This is a genomic window from Virgibacillus sp. FSP13, from assembly GCF_054048505.1.
In genome coordinates this window covers 272,154-290,270 of the sequence record NZ_JBSVKG010000002.1, presented here as the reverse complement: position 1 = coordinate 290,270, position 18,117 = coordinate 272,154, and the positions used below count along the sequence as shown (strand labels likewise).

The window sequence follows — 18,117 nt, the reverse complement described above, 5'->3', positions numbered from 1 at the left end:
CATGGTTAATATTATTTGGGCATCCATGGCAATAATTGGGATATTATATGCGATGTTTAATGGAACGATGGAAGATGTAAACAAAGCAGTTTTTGAAAGTGCAGATGAAGCTGTTACGATTTCGATTGGTTTAATTAGTATTCTCGTATTTTGGCTCGGTATTATGAAGATTGCTGAAAAAGCAGGTATTTTACAATTCCTTGCAAAACTGTTTCGCCCTGTTGTAGTGAAATTGTTTCCAGAGGTACCAAAAGACCATCCAGCAATCGGCTATATCTTGTCCAACTTCACAGCTAATATGTTTGGATTAGGCAATGCAGCAACACCAATGGGGATCAAAGCAATGGAGCAAATGAAGCAAATAAGTGGTACAGATACCGCTTCAAGATCAATGATTACCTTTTTAGCTTTGAATACATCAAGCCTGACCATCATTCCGACAACCGTTATTGCAATCCGCATGCATTATAACTCGACATCACCAACTGAAATTGTCGGCACTACCATCATTGCGACGGTCGTGTCATCCTTAAGCGCAATAATGGTTGATCGCTTCTACTATTATCGGAGTCTAAGGAGGGGGTAGTTTTGGCTGCGATCACAGCTGTTAGTACATGGCTCATCCCATGTTTTATTATGATCGTCCTAATTGTCGCAACCTGGAAACGCGTTCCTGCATATGAATTGTTTGTTGAAGGAGGAAAGGAAGGTGTCAAGATGGCATTTTCTTTGCTTCCTTTTTTAGTAGGAATGATCGTTTCCATCGCAATCCTGAGAGCATCAGGCGCGCTAGATGCATTTATTGGCCTTTTATCACCAGTTTTAAGTTTTCTAGGTGTGCCGCCAGATATCGTTCCACTAGCACTTGTAAGACCTATTTCCGGAACTGCTGCATTAGGTGTCACAACCGAATTAATTGATACACACGGTCCAGACTCCTTCATCGGACAATTGGCCTCCACCATGCAAGGCAGTACAGATACGACCTTATACATTCTCACGATCTATTTTGGAGCAGTCGGAATTAAAAAAATGCGTTACGCCCTAAAGGTTGGACTCATTGCCGACCTAATTGGTATAATAGCCTCGATCATCATCGTAACACTCGTATTTGGATAAACCTTTAAAGTAGCGTTAACCTAAAGTTAACGCTATTATTGTGTTGGGAAACAAAATACAAAGCGACATGTAGAAAAAAAGCTGCAGGGCAGAAAGCAACAAACAATGCGGAAACAGCCATACAAAAAGAGCCAAAAATAGAACAAAAAAGGAAATTGGTGATATAACATGACAAACACATTAGAACGACTACAAAAGGTTATCGCTAAAAGCGGCATTACTTCAAGAAGAAAGGCAGAACAGTTAATCGTTGATGGCAATGTAAAAGTAAACGGCAAGGTAACAACGGAATTAGGTACTAAAGTATCCAACAATGACGAGATCGAAGTAAATGGGGTGCCATTACAAAAAGAGACACCAGTTTATTTCATGCTCTATAAACCGCGAGGCGTTATATCAAGTGTTAAAGATGACAAGAATAGAAAGGTAGTTACAGATTTTTTTCCAGATGTAAAAGAGCGGATTTTTCCGATTGGACGATTGGATTATGATTCTTCCGGCATCATCATCCTGACCAATGATGGTGAATTTGCAAATCTTTTAATGCATCCAAGATACGGCGTTGACAAAGTTTACGTTGCAAAAATAAAGGGAATTCCCCGTAAGAATGAATTAAACATCTTAAGAAAAGGGGTTAAAGCAGACAAAGATTTATTAAAAGCGGTCCATTATAACGTTTTGTCAACGGATAAAGATAGCCAAACATCGATCATCGAAATTACTTTACATGAGGGTAAAAATCGTCATATTAGAAGGATGATGGAACAAATAGGCTATCCTGTCGTGAAACTGAAAAGAGAACAATACGGGATGTTGAACTTAAAAGGCTTAAAACCTGGTGAATTTAGAGCCTTAACCCCCCATGAGGTTAAGAAGATGCGCCAGGAAGCTAGCAAAATTGTTGAATAATAGTCAAATTTACCAATATGTTTACATGCTATAATGACATGGGGAGTGAGTAGTATTGACGACAAAAAATATTAGCCCGGCCAAAAAAAAGAAGAAACGAAATCGTCTCGTGTTTCGATCGGTCATATTAGCAATATTACTAGTTGCAGTTGTTTATGCCTTAGTATCTAACTTAACAAAAGATAAAACAAATGTTGATGTTGGTGACAAAGCACCAGACTTTAAATTAGAACAAATCAACAAAAATAATGAACTTGAAACAGTTCAGCTTAGTGATTTAGAAGGAAAAGGGGTTATGCTTAATTTCTGGGCCACCTATTGTAAACCATGTGAAGCAGAGATGCCTTTCATGGAAAAATTGTATCCCGAATACAAGAAAAAAGGTGTAGAAATTGTTGCTGTTAATTTAGATTCCACAGAACTTGTGATTAATCGATTTATTGACAAATATGATTTAACATTTCCAGTTCCACACGATGCAAAAGGGACAGCAATGGATAAATACAGTGTCGGTCCAATTCCTAGTACATTTTTTATTAATCCAGAGGGAGAAGTAGTGGAAATTGTCGAAGGAGCATTAACACTGGATCGAATCGAAGGCTACTTACAGCAAATTGAACCGAAATAAACACGATTAATGTGAGGGATATGTATGAGTATTAACGAAATAAAATGTGAATGTGGCCATGTTAATCCAGAGGGTACCGTCTTATGTGAGGCCTGTGGGAAGCCAATTGAAAAAAACCAGCACATTGACGGAAATGATAAACGTAAATTATTAAATATGCGTTACGATGGAAGTGCACGTAGATCACAAACCTATAACAAGTCAATTGTCGACAAAATATGGAGCTTTTTTTCATCTGTCAAGGTTGGGGTCTGGCTGATTGTCATTGCCTTGGTTGCCTCAGCAATCGGCACTATTTTCCCACAAGAAGAATACATACCACCTGAAGCAGTATCGCGTGACCCTGCTGTCTATTATGAATCGACGTTTGGTGTGTTTGGAAAAATCTATTACCAACTAGGTTTTCACCACTTGTATAGTTCATGGTGGTACATGATACTAATCGCACTTATCGGTATTTCACTAGTTATTTGCAGTATTGATCGTTTTGTTCCATTGTACAAGGCATTAAAACGACAAAAAGCAAAACGCCATGAAACATTTTTGAACAGACAACGACTTTATAGTGAAACAGAAGAAGTCACAACAGAAGAAAAAGAAAAGATTAAGGATGCCCTGAAGAAACAACGCTATAAAGTTCGCGAAGAAAATGGACATATTTTAGCGGAAAAAAGGCGATTTTCTCGGTGGGGTCCTTATGTCAACCACATTGGCTTAATCATCATTCTGCTAGCCGCAATTTTAAGGATGACGCCACTGTTATACTTAGATGACTATGTTTGGGTACGTGAAGGACAACAAACGGTAATTCCATCAACGGATGGAGAATACTACATTAAAAATAAGGACTTTATTTTAGAAACATACGACGAAGAAGATGGAGATGGTCGATTTAAAGAAGCGCTCGATCAAGAGGGAATGGTTGCCAAAAACTATCAAACGAACGCAGTTATCTATAAAAAGACGGAAGCATCTGTTGCGGGCGCAGATCCGGAACTGGAAAAAGTTACTGATGGTGAACTTCGCATGAATCAGCCACTTAAATTTGATGGTTACACCTTGTATCAAGCAGGTTATCAATTAAATGAGTTTTCCAGTATGTCGTTTAACATTGAATCGTTAGTGGAATTTAAAAATTTACAGTTTAACCTTAATCAAGTAAGTGATGAGGATGAAAAAGGAGATACACTCGAATCATTTACAATCGACTTAAATTCTCCTAAAAATGAATACCAGCTTGATAACGGATTTCGCGTTGTTGTAAATCAATATTATCCAGATTATTACCTAGATAATGGTGAACCAAAATCGGATTCAGATGTCCCGCGGAATCCTGCGTTTGTCTTTTTCGTTTATCCACCTGACAGTGACGAGCCTGAGGTGAGTTTTGTGGGATTGGGCAGAAATATTGACGCAACAGGGGAAAATCAATATAAACTAGCGATTGATGACTTCGAATTGCGTAATGAAAAAGCACTTGATGAACATAAAAATGGTCTAGGGACATTTACCATTGACCTTGATTCACCAAAACCAGAATACAAACTGGATAACGGTACACGTGTTGTGGTGGAGCAATATTATCCTGAATATTACTCGGATGATGGTGAACCGAGATCAGAATCGAAATATCCTAGAAATCCTGCTTTTGAGTTATCAATCTATCCTCCTGGCAGTGACAAGGCTGAAACCAGCTTTGTTGGAGTGGGAGTAAATAACCCGATGACAAAAGGAAATCAGTATAAGCTTGGATTAGCCGACTATGAGCTTCAAGATGTTAGTGGGATAACCGTACGAAAAGACTATACACTTCCATTCTTTATTCTGGGTGCGATTATCTTTATGATTGGGGTTATCCAAGGTATGTACTGGCATCATCGACGGATCTGGATCCATCCAAAAGATAACGGACTACTTGTTGCTGCACATACGAATAAAAACTGGTTTGGAATCAAGAAGGATATTGAAAAAGTTATTGAAGGTACAAACGTTAACATGGTAGTGGATCAGCAAGAATTGGAAGATTAAGTGAAATTACGTCTATAAGAGGTTGTTCAAAAAGTCACCAAATGATAAGCGGCGAAATCTCTTCGTTGGCCTGTCTTTCCGGTCCTTAAGACTACAGCCGCCTCGACTTTCGACGCACAGGACGTGCTAGTGTCGGCGTTGTCACAGGACGTGACGAACTTAGCCGACCTTGCTTCTAATTTGGCAACTTTTTGAACACGCACTATAAGAGGAGGATATTGATGGATTATCTTAGTATTAGTGAAACGACACTATATATCGCATTTTTTCTTTATTTGATCGCCACCGCTTTCTTCGGAGCGACAATCAGGCAAAAAAACGATAAAAATAAAAAAGGTGTTGCCGGAAAAATCGGTATAACCATAACAATCATTGGTTTTCTTTCACAGCTTGTTTATTTTGTCACAAGATGGATAGCGAGCGGACATGCACCAGTTAGTAATATGTTTGAATTTATGACTTTCTTTGGTATGGGCTTGGTATTTGCGTTTATTATCATTTACTTTATTTACCGCTTAAGTATTTTAGGTTTATTCGCATTGCCAATTGCTTTAATTGTTATTGCTTTTGCAAGTATGTTTCCAACTGAAGTTTCGCCATTAGTGCCTTCACTACAAAGTCATTGGTTATACATTCATGTAACGACAGTGTCACTTGCCGAAGCAATCCTATCGATTAGCTTTGTGGCCGGATTAATCTTTTTAATTCGCCAAATCGACCAATCTGTACGAAGCAGTCGAACAACTTGGCTGGAAATTATTTTATTCGCGCTGTTCATATTTGTTGGGTTCAGTGTCATAACTGTTATTTTCAACTCAATGGACTATCATGCTCAATTCCAGTACGGACCAGAAGATGAGCAGATGACAACAGACTATCACATGCCAGCAATCGCTGCACCGAATGATAGCACATTGATTTCTGAAGGAGTCATGGAACCTTGGTTCGAAACACCATCATGGATGCATGGGGCCGACGCAGGACGGAAGCTTAATACCGTTATTTGGTCTGTCTTTACGGGACTAATTATTTACATCCTTGTCCGGTTAATTGTTAGAAAAAGGATTGGTGCTGCGATACAGCCATTGCTAAGAAAAGCGAAACCAGATTTATTAGATGAAATTTCGTATCGTGCTGTCGCAATCGGATTTCCAGTTTTCACCCTTGGTGGCTTGATTTTTGCTGCAATCTGGGCGCAAATAGCTTGGGACCGCTTCTGGGGCTGGGATCCAAAAGAAGTGTGGGCACTTGTAACATGGTTCTTCTATGCAGCATTTTTACATTTACGTCTTTCCCGAGGATGGCATGGGGAAAAATCAGCCTGGTTAGCTGTTGGAGGATTTGCCATCATCATGTTTAACCTTATCGCTGTTAACTTAATACTTGCAGGGCTACACTCGTACGCCTAGTCAATTCGTTCCTATAAGAAAAGCGCAGTTTAGCGTTTTTCTTATACTTTAACTTAGGATAAAAGGGGGAGTTCTACATGGATGCTAATGCGAAAATTTTGGTTGTTGATGATGAAGATAGAATCAGAAGATTAATCAAAATGTATCTAGAACGTGAAGACTTCATTGTCGAGGAAGCAGGCAATGGCAATGACGCATTACAGTTAGCTTTGGAAAATAATTATGATGTCATCTTACTGGATCTAATGATGCCGGAGATGGATGGAATCGAAGTTTGTCAGAGACTAAGAAAAGAAAAAGATACCCCTGTGATTATGTTAACGGCTAAAGGAGAAGAAGCCAATCGTGTCCAAGGGTTTGAAGTCGGTACCGATGACTATATTGTAAAACCTTTTAGCCCAAGAGAAGTCGTATTACGCGTAAAAGCCCTGTTACGTCGTACGTCTACTAATGTAAAAGAAACAGAGGAACCAATAGAGCAAAAAAACATGATCATGTTCCCACATCTAACGATCGATTATGATGCACATACAGTGACCGCAGATGGAGGGGATGTAAGTTTAACACCGAAGGAATACGAATTGTTATGCTTTCTAGCAAAAGCTCCCAATAAAGTGTTTAACCGGGAACAACTTTTAAAAGAGGTATGGCAATACGAATTCTTTGGTGATTTACGCACCGTTGACACCCATGTAAAACGATTACGCGAAAAATTAAATTATGTATCCAAAGAAGCCTCTAAGATGATCGTAACAGTTTGGGGTGTAGGATATAAATTTGAGGTAGATGATGTATAATGTTTTGGCGTAGCGTAGTAGGGAAACTAGCAGTAACCATATTATTGCTAGTTTCTTTTGTATTATTTATCTTAACGATTTTATTACTGGAGTTTTTTGAAAACCTGCACATTGACGAGGCGGAAAATGATTTAATGCAAACGGCAACGAAAGTATCGGAAATGATCGACCAATACGATGAGAAGGATTTGCTTCATGAAACGACTAACCGAGTGAAAGATCCATCAAGCAAAGTGGCCATCGTATCCAAAGGCGATCAATTGTGGGTGTCACCAAGCAACAATAATCAATTGTCCAAGTTAACGGAAAACTGGTTAAAAAATGACCAGGAATTATCGGATGTGTTGATGAAAAATGATAAAGTGAAGAAACAAACAGTAATACCGGGGACAGATGTTGAAATCATGATTGTCGGTATTCCTGTTCCTGCTAAACATGAGGCTGTTTACGTTTATCAATCACTAGATGTCATCAATCAAACAAAGGCAGAAACAACAAAAATAATATTCCTTGCTGCTGGAATTGCAATTATCCTTACAACGATTTTTGCCTTTTTCTTATCAACCAGAATCACGTCACCACTTATTAAAATGAGGGAGGCTGCTTTCGATTTAACGAGAGGCGAGTTTAATACAAAAGTACCAATTCTGACTCATGATGAAATTGGTGAATTAGCAATGGCGTTTAATCGAATGGGGAGACAGTTGAAATTTCATATTAATGCATTAAGGCAAGAGAAAGAACAGCTTTCAAGTATCGTAAATTCCATGGCAGATGGTGTCATTACATTAAGTCGAAATGGTGAGATGATGGTAACTAATCCACCTGCAGAACGATTTATTCAGGATTGGTACTTTGAAAACAATCTACCAATAAACGAAAAGGAAAAAAAGCTGCCTAGTGAATTAAATCAGGTCTTACAGGAAGTTGTCCAAGGGGAAAAGGAAGTTTTAGAAGAAATTATTTTACAAGGCAGAAATTGGGTAATGATCATGACCCCTTTATACGATCAGAAATATGTGCGCGGAGCAGTTGCTGTTATCCGGGACATGACCGAGGAACGACGGCTAGATAAATTACGGAAAGATTTTATCGCCAATGTATCCCATGAATTGCGAACACCAATTTCTTTATTACAAGGGTATAGTGAGGCAATTGTCGATAATGTTGCGGAAAGTACGGAAGAAAAAAATGAGTTAGCGCAAATTATTCACGAAGAATCACAGCGGATGGGGCGACTTGTTAGTGAATTGTTAGACTTGGCACGGATGGAAGCAGGTCATATTCAGTTGAATTTAGAAACCGTTCAGGTGGAATCCTTTGTTGAACGGATCCTCAAAAAATTCAAAGGTACTGCTGACGATAACGAAATTACGTTACATCTAAAAAAAGAAATAACAAACAGAACACTGAACTGTGACCCTGATCGAATAGAACAAGTGTTTACAAATCTGATTGACAATGCGATTCGTCATACTGCTGTCCATGGTTTCGTAAACGTTACGGTTGCATCATCATCTGAAGATTTTTCCGTTACGATTGAAGATAATGGAAGTGGTATACCGGAAGAAGATTTGCCATTTATTTTTGAACGCTTCTATAAGGCGGATAAATCTAGAACACGGAACAAAAAGAAAAAAGGAACTGGATTAGGTCTGGCAATTGCCAAGAACATTATTGATGCACACCATGGGACTATTTCCGTTCAAAGTAAACAAAACCAGGGGACAACCTTTATCTTTAAGGTCCCAATAAATTTAAAAGATACGTAAAATATGTTCATTTTTGTCGTTTTATGGATTTAACAAGGAGGAAAAGAAAGTGCGTAAAAGTTTATTCACTTTAGCATCATTGATCATTATTATCGGTTTATTAAGTGGGTGCGGCGCTAGCGATGATCAAGAGGAACAAGCTACATCGAACGACAATCAAACCGAGCAACAAAGCAATAATGAGGGTGAAGAAAGCGAAGATACTGTCACGATTACAATATCAAAAGATAAAGAAACGGAATATATCGATGAAAAACAGATTACTATTGAAGATGGTGCAAGTTTAATGGATGTAATGGAAGAAAACTTTACGATTGAAACCGATTTTGACGGCGCTTATATTACATCAATTGAAGGGGTAGCACAGAATCAGGACGAACAAACTGCGTGGATGTTTTTTGTGAATGGAGAAACAGCAATGGAGGGAGCAAAAGATATTGAATTATCTCCTGGAGATGAAGTTTCGTTTGATTTACAAAAATGGGAATGATAGGAAGTGAATACATATAAATTAACCTTACTTGCATTGCTGGCAGCCCTTGCTGTTGTGGGGAGATATGCATTCGCTTTCATGCCTAATGTACAACCCGTTACATCGCTAATTATTATCTGTGGATTATTTTTAGGTCCAGTAGCAGCGATTTGTTTAGCGTTGCTAACGACATTTTTATCAAACATGATGTTGGGAATGGGGATCTGGACGATTTGGCAAGTTATCTCGTGGGCAATAATTGGCTTTATGAGTGGGATGCTTGGGAAGCTGTCAAAGCGAATTCCATTAAGCATTATTGTTGTGTTTGCTATATTTAGCGGGTATTTTTATGGGTTGATTATTTCCTTGACAAACTACTCCATCACGGGAAAGTTTATTCCATATTATCTAGCAGGACTACCATTTGACACGTATCACGCGATTGGAAATGCGTTATTTATGATTCTACTATATCCAGTCATCTCATTCTTTTTCAAGCGTTACATGGAAAAACGATTGTAACGATTAAAATACCATTTCTTTGTTAGGGATGGTATTTTTAAAGAGGAAAGAAAGTATAAAATTTGGCTCTAATTTGTTTTCGGCATAATGAGCCACGTCCAGCTCCAGCGCCCAGCGACTAGCGCGACTTCCCTCACCTCCGTACGATAAGTCAACATCGGTTCGCTTCCGCTCACCGTGTTTCCTTTATCTCCTACGGCTCAGTCCAGTCCGTACGTCGCTAAACGGGCTCTTGCGCTTTTGTTCTTTTTAGCTTTGACTTTTCTAATCGAGCGAATTATGATAGATAGGAAGGTATGGAAACTGTAATAGGAATGGTGTCTACAATGGATCAGAAATCGATCATACACTCCCTTTCAGCTAAAATCAAATTAATCCGTGTTGAGAATGATTATACACAAGACCGGATGGCAGCTGTTTTAGGCATTTCTAAGAAAACACTTGTACAAATTGAAAAGAAGCGAACTTGTGCAAATTGGACAACGATTGTCGCATTGTGCGCACTTTTTCCAGATAGTGAAATCATTCAATTCACATTGGGTAAGAACGTATTGGATGTGGTGAAGGTCGCTGCACATAAATAGGCTGATTTCAACCGCATAAGGGAAACCAGCCTGTCTATCATATTATATTTCATCATCATATTTTAAAGGATCACCGTCAAATGGGTTATCCGCAATTTTAATCGAATCTGTCGGACATCCATCATGCGCATCGAACATATCCTCTTCTAACACTTCCGGGACTTCAGCAGTTCCTTTATTGTTGTCCAAGATTACATAGGATAGACCTTCATCATCGTAATCATATATATCAGGTGCAGCAACTCCACATGCCCCACACGCTATGCAAGTTTCTTTATCTACAATTGTATACTTTGGCATACAGCATATCTCCTAACATGATAAACAAGTTCTCATTTATTGTAAAACTGTTTCCGATACTTTTCAATAATCGATCATCCGTTTCAAGGAGAATTCCAATTTATGTGTCAAAAAGCGGACAAATAATTTATTAGAGGTGTTACATAATGTTACTGGAAGGTGTTATTCTAACGTGTGCTCAACACATCAAAACGAAAAGGACCACCTCAGCTATTTATCACTTGTTAACAGGAAAAAGATCCATTCAAACGGTTCAGGATGCCCATCTATATGATCTCCAACCTTTTTATGGGATCAGTAAATCCTTACATAAAAAAACGTTTGATGCAATCATTCACCAACTGGAACAAAAGGCGCTTTTATCCATTGATGAAGCATCTGGTTTCAAGCTCACAGAACAAGGGGAACGGTGGTTAATAGAACATGCGGGAAAACTATCATTCGAACACTTTCACGGTATGCACTATCATACATTGGCAGATATTTTTTCCGATCGGCTACTGTTGTTTATTCAAACGTTAACAAATAGCAGCAAGGGCAATTTCTCATTTATTCCCGTAATAGATAAAATGCCCGTTCAAGCCTGGGTAAAACAATTTTATCGAAAAAATAAGACGGATGAAGCAGCACTTTTACATGCACTTTATAACGAGTTACATAGAATATTAAGCACATGCCAAACAGTAGAAGCTAGCCTATTTGTTGATCGGCTAACAGTCTATAAAAACTATGGAAAAAGCAGGCAACAATTAGCATACCACTATCAAATTCCGGTAACAGATGTACCATTGTTGTGGACAAGAATCATTCATCGGATGGTAAGCATCGTTAAACGCGATCAACATGAATTTCCAACCTTATCTGCCATGATCGATGATACGACAGAACAGACTTTCATTACGGATTCAGCCAATCGAACATACCAAATGCTCAAGCGTCATTATACTGTGGAAGCAATTGCTGATCGACGCCGGTTAAAGGTTAATACCATCTATGACCATATTGTTGAAATTGCCTTGTATAATCCGACATTCCCAGTAACACCATTTATTTCAAATGAACAATATGCACAAATTGTTGATGCCGTGAAGCAAATAAATTCATTTTCTTTAAAACAATTAAAACAAGCGTTACCAGACGAAATCAGCTATTTTCAAATCCGTCTCGTCTTAGCCACTGTTAAAAATCTATCAATCAAATAAAGGTGAGTTGTATGATAAACCAACAACAAGATACATTGGAACAAACGTTATATGATCATTTTGGCTATTCAGCGTTCCGACCGGGCCAAAAAGAAATTATCCAGGAAGTCATGGAAAGAAATGATGTCCTAGGTATCTTGCCTACTGGTTCTGGAAAATCATTATGCTATCAGCTACCGGCAAAACTTTTGCAAGGAACCACGATTGTCGTTTCACCACTAATATCGTTGATGATTGATCAAGTAAAACAATTAAAAGCGATGAAATTCAAATCGGTTGTCGCATTGAATAGTTTTATGCATCCGAATGAACGAAGACAGGTATACCGTCAATTACAGTCCTATGATCTAATTTATGTCTCACCGGAATTATTGCAACAGCAAGACCTGCTTGATCGTTTAAGAGGAATTAATGTTTGTTTATTTGTAATTGATGAGGCGCATTGTATTTCACAATGGGGACATGAGTTTCGCCCAGATTATTTAAAGCTTGGTAACATTATTCAGGCGTTACACAATCCAACAATTATGGCCTTGAGTGCCACAGCGACAAAAGACGTGCAACAAGATATTGTAAAATTTCTCGACCGTCCAAACATGGTGAAGCGGATTTTTCCGATGGACCGGGAAAACATTATTTTTTCCATACAAGAAGTAAATGACAACCAAGAAAAAATGGATGTTTTAATAAAACTGTTCCAACGATATAAAATTCCAGCAATTATCTATTTCTCTAGTAGACAGTCGGCAGAAACAACCGCAAGTATATTACGATTAAAACTGCCGAATCAACGAGTTGCCTTTTATCATGGTGGGATGGAGCAAACCGATCGTGTTGCCATCCAGCAGCAATTTATGAATGATCAATTGGACATTATTTGTTGTACAAGTGCCTTTGGAATGGGAATCGATAAAAGCAACATTCGTTTAGTGATCCATTACCATTTTCCATCACAGATTGAATCGTATATCCAAGAGGTTGGTAGGGCAGGAAGGGATGGGGAGTTGAGCGTTGGATTACTCCTCTATTCACAAACGGATCGATTTATTCCTGACAACTTAATTAAGAAAGAGCTTCCATCGGTCGAGCAATTGTCGACTGTCTTTGAAAAATTGGTGCAGTACTACCATGCTGGGGATTTACTTCCGTCTGATACGGAAGAGGTAGCACGCGATTTTGAGCTAAGTGAAATTCAATGGCGATTTTTGCACTATCAATTCGAAAAACATGGTATGATAGTAGAAAATAAGATCATCTATGATATTGAAAATTGGCAACAGGCGTTTGTGAGAATCCAGTATTTTATCGAGGAGCGGACAACGATAAAAGAAAGAAAGCTAACGGAAATGATTGATTGGATTCATGAACAAGGGTGCTTACGAGAACAGTTATACAAAGGCTTTCAAGATTCTTATACGAAGCCAAAACACGCATGCTGTAGTAACTGCGGTTTTTCATTTTCGGCGTGGGTCCCACAACAGGAAACTTCTATCGAACAAGAGACGACTTGGCAGGAGAAGTTACATCATTTATTGATTGCGGGAGATCACAATGGCTAGTCAACGTGACATAATCCAACAAATGTCTGACAAAGAGTTGGGTAAACAATTGATCGTGTCCCAGACGCTTTTGTTTATCCTTAGTTTCGTGCTAAGTCTATTCTTTTTTGACCACATGGCACAATGGCTTGACTATTTTCAACTAGATATGCAGGAAATCGTTTGGTATGGAGTTATTCCTGGATTGGTCATCGTATTGAGTGATTTATTGCTTATGTATGTTTTTCCGAAGCGTTATTACGATGATGGTGGTATTAATAATAAGATTTTCCAGAATCGTTCCATTGGGAGTATCTTTCTGATCGTTTTGCTCGTTGCCGTTTCAGAAGAATTGCTGTTTCGCGGTGTGCTGCAAACCACTTTTGGTTATATTCTGACGAGTTCAATTTTCGCACTTGTCCATATTCGCTATATAACGAAGCCAGTATTGCTGATTTCTGTCTTGTTCGTCAGTTTTTATATCGGGTATATGTTTGAACTAACAGGAAATTTGTTTACAACGATTACGTCCCATTTTATTGTCGATTTTTTATTAGGATTAATCATCCGGTTTCAAAAAAGAGGTGCTAGCTAATGGAGAACCAGACGAAAGAACGTGAGGATCAAGCAACAGAATTGAGGAAATTAGTGAATGAAGTTCAGGAAGGGCAAGCAAACACCTCGTTCGATAATCATTCTAGTGCAGAAGAGTCTACAGATGATTTGGAGCAAATCGACTGGGGAGTTGATATTCTCAATTTGCCGCCAAGAAAAGAAGTACACGCAAAAGATGATCAGCGAACACATATGAAAATAAGTCGTCCATTCATCAGATTGTTGTTGGTCATCATTATTACTCTCGGTATCCTTGTCGGACTCTATTATGTATGGGGAGATGAACTGCTTCACTTACCAACCGAGTAAATTTTTAACCACCTAATGACAGGTAACTGTTGTCAGGTGGTTTTTTTATATGCTGTTCTCTAAAAAATCGTTGTTTTACGCATTAGATATAAAATGCGACGTAACAGCAACGTGATTTCCGCTGCGGGCAGTCGCTTTCCACGGGCACGGCTTCAGCCTCCTTGCCCTGGCGAGGGGTATGTCGACGTTGTCCGCAAAGGACGGTTTTAGTCGACCCTCCTTTTCCGACCACTTCCTGCGGGGTCTTCAGACACGTGCTGTTCCCGCAGGAGTCGACTGCCCTCCGCTCCAATCACCTATCTTATTCGTATTTATATCCCATTACACATGGTAGTCGAAAAGGTAAAAAAAGCGGAGGAAATACACGTAGACTCCTGGGGGAGGAAAGGCATCGGTGAGACCCCGCAGTGCGTTAGCACGAGGAGGCTCAACAGCCGCCCCTGGAAAGCGAAGTGTATTTCCGGAGCGGTAATTAGTTCGCTTTCTATATAACTATTGTTTCAAAAACAACAATTTATAAGAAACAACCTTAATAAAGTGCAATTATGAAGTCCACTCACAGGATAAATTTAAATTCAAAAGTCTGAAAGCTAAGAATTTAATTGTTTATTACAGATTATAAAGGAAAGTGCCGATATTGATATTGGAAGAAATAAACGTCTGACATTAGACAACATAGAAAGGAGAATCGAATTGAGGCGTCTATTTTTAGTTGCGCTAGTTTTCTTATGCGCTTGTTCTACAGGCACCGCAAAACAAGAAACAAATGATGTAACAAGTGTTGGATTACTTGTTTCCGATGGTGGGCTTGGAGACGGATCATTCAGTGATTCGGCATTTCAGGGATTAGAGAAAGCTCGTGATGAACTCGGAATCGTGTTTGATTATCGGGAGCCATTAGAAAATGATTTCAAAGAAAAATTAGAAGAACTTATCAAAGCAGGACATGATGTTGTTATAGGGCTCGGCTTTAACGCTGCACCAGCTGTAGATGAACTGGCGGAAAAATATCCTGAACAGCAATTTATCCTAGTTGATGCAGTTTCAGACAAAAAGAATGTAACCTCCATCACATTTAAAGAAAATGAGGGTGGGTATCTGATTGGGTTAATCGCAGGAATGAAAACAAAATCAGATACTGTCGGATTTATTGGTGGTGAAAATGCACCGGTCATTCAAAACTTTGAAAAAGGTTTTAAAAAAGGTGTCAAAGAAGTTAACAAAGACGCAAAAGTTTTAGTTGACTATGCGAACACGTTTAATGATGATCAAAAGGGTGCAGAGCTTGCTCAGAAACAAATTGAAGCAGGTGCTGATTATATTTTCCCATCTGCTGGTTTTACAGGAACCGGTGTCTTAAAAACAGGACAAGAAGAAGGCATTTATACATTTGGTGTTGATAGTGACCAATTTTTCCTAGCCGAAAAAACAGTTGTCACCTCGATGCTTAAAAATGTCGATGTCGCGTTATATGACATCATTAAGAAGATAGTCGATGGTAAAACGTTAAATGGGGAAAACCTAACATTTGGCTTAAAAGAAAATGGTGTGGGCTTGGCACCGATCCGCTTAATTAAATTGACGGATGAAGAACAAGCCATTATCGATCAAGCAACTGAAGTAGAGGAGTGAGTGTATGTCTATTAAAAAACGACTGTTTATACTGTCCTTAATTCCTTTACTTCTTAGTTTGGCTCTGATTGCAATGATTATCATGCAAATGAATAGTTTACAAAACGAATCGAAAAATGATGTTCAGCTTTTATTAGAAGTAAAGGGATTAAACAGTGAATTTATTTCCGTTCAACAAGCATTAAGTAATTATGCTTACAATCCATCAGCAGGGACAAAAGCTGAAATTACGACACAGTTAACAACAATTAAAGATGTGCTAGATGAATTAAAGGGCGAACTAAAAACTTCCGAACATCAACAATGGTATCAACGCGTACAGACTAAATATGAAGCATTACAACCTGTTGTTAAAACAGCCCTTGCTGATACAGATACAAATGAGATCAAACGGCAGGCTGCCAAAACTTCCGGCATTTTAAATGATGTTTATATGCTGCAAAGAAGTTCCAATCAATGGTATGATCAGACTGTTTCGGATAGAGGTAAACAAATTGGAAATATCATCACAGTCACAATCATTGCAAGTATTGTATTGATTATCGTCTCCATTTTTGCGATTATCCGTTTAACAACCAAAACAGCACGACCAATCCAGCATTTGGCGGAATACGCAAACAAGGTTGCAGATGGTGATTTGACGGTAGAAATTGTCGTTAATGAACAAGAGAAAAACGAGATCGGTCAATTGGCAAATGCGTTTAAACAGATGATTGCCAATCTAAAAACAACCATTCAATCGGTTGAAAAAATTGGCACGGAAGTACAGAGCTTCAGTAGTAAATTAACCAATAATATGCAACAGTTAACAGAAAGTTCTAGTCAAGTTGCAACATCAACCGATGAATTATCACAAGGAAGCCAGTCCATCTCTGAGGAAATTCAAGATGCTGCTTATCATATGGATAAAATGAATGAAAACGTTGAAGCAAATTTGCAAACAAGTGAATTATCAAGACAGAGGAGCAAAGAAACCTTAACATCGGTGGACAAAGGACAGGAATCAATAAAGAAACAGCGATCCATTATGGAAAAAAGTATTGACTCAACAAAATCAATCGAAACTTCCGTAAAATCCTTTGTTACCTATACAACAGAAATTGAGGATACGGCTAAACTCGTGAACGACATTGCTGATCAGACCAATCTGTTAGCATTAAACGCCGCCATTGAAGCTGCCCGTGCTGGTGAGCAAGGAAAAGGCTTTGCGGTAGTTGCCCAAGAAGTTCGAAAATTGGCAGATGAGTCAGCAAAAGCAACAAGCCAAATTTTTAAGATGGTACAAAATATCCAAGCGGGAATCAAAACAATTGAGGACGTTACTGAGCAAACAACTGCGCTATCGCAGGAACAATCTCTGTCGATGGAAGAGACAGTTGTATCTTTCTCAACTATTCACGAAAATGTTGACGGTATATCAAGTCAGCTTCAACAATTAACCGGAGATTTGAAGGATTCAAGTGATATGAGTTCAACAATTGTATCGTCTATCCAAAATATTAGTGCTGTAACAGAGGAAACAGCTGCAGGTACAGAAGAAATTGCCGCATCTGTTGAAGAACAACAACGCTCATTCCAGCAAGTTCATCAACAAGTTAGCCAGCTTGAAGATATGATCGATGAACTGGACAAGGAATTAAATCAATTTAAGCTTTAACAGATTAAAAAAGTGTCGTATATAAAATGCGGCACTTTTTTACTGTGCTTTAAAGGATCTTTTCTGTATTTCTACAATCTCGAGTAAAAAACACCAATCAATAGCTTAAATTTCCCCCGTCAACTAATAAAGTGATTTGTCCTATTTCAGATAAAAAAACATAAATATGATTAAGTAGTTCAAATTTTTGAATAAAATCATAAATAACAAATAAGTGCAAAATAGCAATGGTTTTAGTAGTATATTTTTGGTTGATATATAATCTTTACCAACGAAGGCAGAGGCTGTTCTCACAGGAGTCGACTGCCAGCAGCGGAAATCAACCATCTCATTCGTATTTTAATTACATTATTAAATAGATAGTCGAAAAGGTAAAACAGTGGAGAAATACACGTAGACTCCGGCGGGAGGAAAGGCCTAGGTGAGACCCCGCAGAGCGCCAGCTCGAGGAGGCTCAGCAGCCGCCCGCGGAAAGCGTAGTGTATTTCCGGAACGGCGGGAGAGCAACTTCTTAGTTACGTCGCACTTTATTTCAATACCAACAAACTGTGTATAAAGAACTTTTCTTAGAACAAAACACCATACCGATTGATATGCTGTTTATTGTGTATTTTGTATGTTTCT

The 18,117-nt window shown here is 38.6% G+C and carries 17 protein-coding genes and 1 pseudogene; 17 read left to right on the top strand and 1 reads right to left on the bottom strand.

The window, feature by feature from the left end:
- Nucleotide 1: 1 nt before the first annotated feature.
- The 11 genes and pseudogenes from ACW2QC_RS03345 to ACW2QC_RS03295 form a co-directional block, all read left to right on the top strand.
- Nucleotides 2-586: a nucleoside recognition domain-containing protein gene (locus ACW2QC_RS03345; protein WP_457542555.1), complete on the top strand. Its 585-nt coding sequence runs from the start codon at nt 2-4 to the stop codon at nt 584-586.
- Between the two features lie 2 nt (nt 587-588).
- On the top strand, nt 589-1,119 hold the full coding sequence (locus tag ACW2QC_RS03340; protein WP_457542554.1) for a spore maturation protein: 531 nt from the start codon (nt 589-591) through the stop codon (nt 1,117-1,119).
- 168 nt (nt 1,120-1,287) lie between these two features.
- Nucleotides 1,288-2,028 (top strand): pseudouridine synthase, encoded by a 741-nt coding sequence (locus ACW2QC_RS03335; RefSeq protein ID WP_457542553.1) that lies wholly within the window; start codon nt 1,288-1,290, stop codon nt 2,026-2,028.
- Nucleotides 2,029-2,083: 55 nt separating this feature from the next.
- Nucleotides 2,084-2,656 carry a thiol-disulfide oxidoreductase ResA gene (resA, locus tag ACW2QC_RS03330; RefSeq protein ID WP_457542552.1) on the top strand — a complete coding sequence of 191 codons (573 nt, stop codon included), beginning with the start codon at nt 2,084-2,086 and terminating at the stop codon, nt 2,654-2,656.
- A gap of 30 nt (nt 2,657-2,686) precedes the next feature.
- Nucleotides 2,687-4,684 carry a cytochrome c biogenesis protein ResB gene (gene resB / locus ACW2QC_RS03325; protein ID WP_457542646.1) on the top strand — a complete coding sequence of 666 codons (1,998 nt, stop codon included), beginning with the start codon at nt 2,687-2,689 and terminating at the stop codon, nt 4,682-4,684.
- Between the two features lie 221 nt (nt 4,685-4,905).
- Nucleotides 4,906-6,093 (top strand): c-type cytochrome biogenesis protein CcsB, encoded by a 1,188-nt coding sequence (ccsB, locus tag ACW2QC_RS03320; protein WP_457542551.1) that lies wholly within the window; start codon nt 4,906-4,908, stop codon nt 6,091-6,093.
- Nucleotides 6,094-6,170: 77 nt separating this feature from the next.
- Nucleotides 6,171-6,890 carry a response regulator transcription factor gene (locus ACW2QC_RS03315; protein ID WP_457542550.1) on the top strand — a complete coding sequence of 240 codons (720 nt, stop codon included), beginning with the start codon at nt 6,171-6,173 and terminating at the stop codon, nt 6,888-6,890.
- A complete protein-coding gene (locus tag ACW2QC_RS03310; protein ID WP_457542549.1) occupies nt 6,890-8,662 on the top strand; it encodes an ATP-binding protein in 1,773 nt (590 codons plus the stop codon). Before ACW2QC_RS03315 ends, ACW2QC_RS03310 begins: the two co-directional genes overlap by 1 nt.
- 49 nt (nt 8,663-8,711) lie before the next feature.
- On the top strand, nt 8,712-9,152 hold the full coding sequence (locus tag ACW2QC_RS03305; protein WP_457542548.1) for a DUF4430 domain-containing protein: 441 nt from the start codon (nt 8,712-8,714) through the stop codon (nt 9,150-9,152).
- Between the two features lie 6 nt (nt 9,153-9,158).
- Nucleotides 9,159-9,656 carry an ECF transporter S component gene (locus ACW2QC_RS03300; protein WP_457542547.1) on the top strand — a complete coding sequence of 166 codons (498 nt, stop codon included), beginning with the start codon at nt 9,159-9,161 and terminating at the stop codon, nt 9,654-9,656.
- Between the two features lie 326 nt (nt 9,657-9,982).
- Nucleotides 9,983-10,234: pseudogene (locus ACW2QC_RS03295) on the top strand (helix-turn-helix transcriptional regulator); the annotation flags it as partial.
- A 48-nt stretch (nt 10,235-10,282) separates the two neighbouring features.
- On the opposite strand, the gene ACW2QC_RS03290 reads toward ACW2QC_RS03295, so the two are convergent.
- Nucleotides 10,283-10,540, bottom strand: a complete 258-nt coding sequence (locus ACW2QC_RS03290) for a ferredoxin (protein ID WP_457542546.1) — start codon at nt 10,538-10,540, stop codon at nt 10,283-10,285.
- Nucleotides 10,541-10,686: 146 nt separating this feature from the next.
- Between ACW2QC_RS03290 and ACW2QC_RS03285 the strand changes: the two genes are divergently transcribed.
- The 6 genes from ACW2QC_RS03285 to ACW2QC_RS03260 all read left to right on the top strand — a co-directional run bounded on the left by ACW2QC_RS03285 (nt 10,687) and on the right by ACW2QC_RS03260 (nt 17,493).
- Nucleotides 10,687-11,742, top strand: coding sequence for a helix-turn-helix domain-containing protein (locus tag ACW2QC_RS03285; protein WP_457542545.1), 1,056 nt, complete (start codon nt 10,687-10,689; stop codon nt 11,740-11,742).
- 11 nt (nt 11,743-11,753) lie between these two features.
- A complete protein-coding gene (locus ACW2QC_RS03280) occupies nt 11,754-13,301 on the top strand; it encodes a RecQ family ATP-dependent DNA helicase (protein ID WP_457542544.1) in 1,548 nt (515 codons plus the stop codon).
- Nucleotides 13,294-13,875, top strand: a complete 582-nt coding sequence (locus ACW2QC_RS03275) for a CPBP family intramembrane glutamic endopeptidase (RefSeq protein WP_457542543.1) — start codon at nt 13,294-13,296, stop codon at nt 13,873-13,875. The genes ACW2QC_RS03280 and ACW2QC_RS03275 overlap by 8 nt, the downstream gene beginning before the upstream one ends.
- Nucleotides 13,875-14,204 carry a hypothetical protein gene (locus ACW2QC_RS03270; protein WP_457542542.1) on the top strand — a complete coding sequence of 110 codons (330 nt, stop codon included), beginning with the start codon at nt 13,875-13,877 and terminating at the stop codon, nt 14,202-14,204. Before ACW2QC_RS03275 ends, ACW2QC_RS03270 begins: the two co-directional genes overlap by 1 nt.
- 693 nt (nt 14,205-14,897) lie before the next feature.
- Nucleotides 14,898-15,836, top strand: a complete 939-nt coding sequence (locus ACW2QC_RS03265; RefSeq protein ID WP_457542541.1) for a BMP family lipoprotein — start codon at nt 14,898-14,900, stop codon at nt 15,834-15,836.
- A 4-nt stretch (nt 15,837-15,840) separates the two neighbouring features.
- Nucleotides 15,841-17,493, top strand: coding sequence for a methyl-accepting chemotaxis protein (locus ACW2QC_RS03260; protein ID WP_457542540.1), 1,653 nt, complete (start codon nt 15,841-15,843; stop codon nt 17,491-17,493).
- The last annotated feature ends 624 nt before the right edge of the window (nt 17,494-18,117 follow it).

Coding starts and splice junctions, on each gene's coding strand:
- ACW2QC_RS03260 (WP_457542540.1), top strand. CDS start 15,841: ATGTCTATTAAAAAACGACTGTTTATACTGTCCTTAATTCCTTTACTT.
- ccsB (WP_457542551.1), top strand. CDS start 4,906: ATGGATTATCTTAGTATTAGTGAAACGACACTATATATCGCATTTTTT.
- ACW2QC_RS03290 (WP_457542546.1), bottom strand. CDS start 10,540: ATGCCAAAGTATACAATTGTAGATAAAGAAACTTGCATAGCGTGTGGG.
- ACW2QC_RS03280 (WP_457542544.1), top strand. CDS start 11,754: ATGATAAACCAACAACAAGATACATTGGAACAAACGTTATATGATCAT.
- ACW2QC_RS03315 (WP_457542550.1), top strand. CDS start 6,171: ATGGATGCTAATGCGAAAATTTTGGTTGTTGATGATGAAGATAGAATC.
- ACW2QC_RS03285 (WP_457542545.1), top strand. CDS start 10,687: ATGTTACTGGAAGGTGTTATTCTAACGTGTGCTCAACACATCAAAACG.
- ACW2QC_RS03270 (WP_457542542.1), top strand. CDS start 13,875: ATGGAGAACCAGACGAAAGAACGTGAGGATCAAGCAACAGAATTGAGG.
- ACW2QC_RS03310 (WP_457542549.1), top strand. CDS start 6,890: ATGTTTTGGCGTAGCGTAGTAGGGAAACTAGCAGTAACCATATTATTG.
- ACW2QC_RS03275 (WP_457542543.1), top strand. CDS start 13,294: ATGGCTAGTCAACGTGACATAATCCAACAAATGTCTGACAAAGAGTTG.
- ACW2QC_RS03335 (WP_457542553.1), top strand. CDS start 1,288: ATGACAAACACATTAGAACGACTACAAAAGGTTATCGCTAAAAGCGGC.
- ACW2QC_RS03345 (WP_457542555.1), top strand. CDS start 2: ATGGTTAATATTATTTGGGCATCCATGGCAATAATTGGGATATTATAT.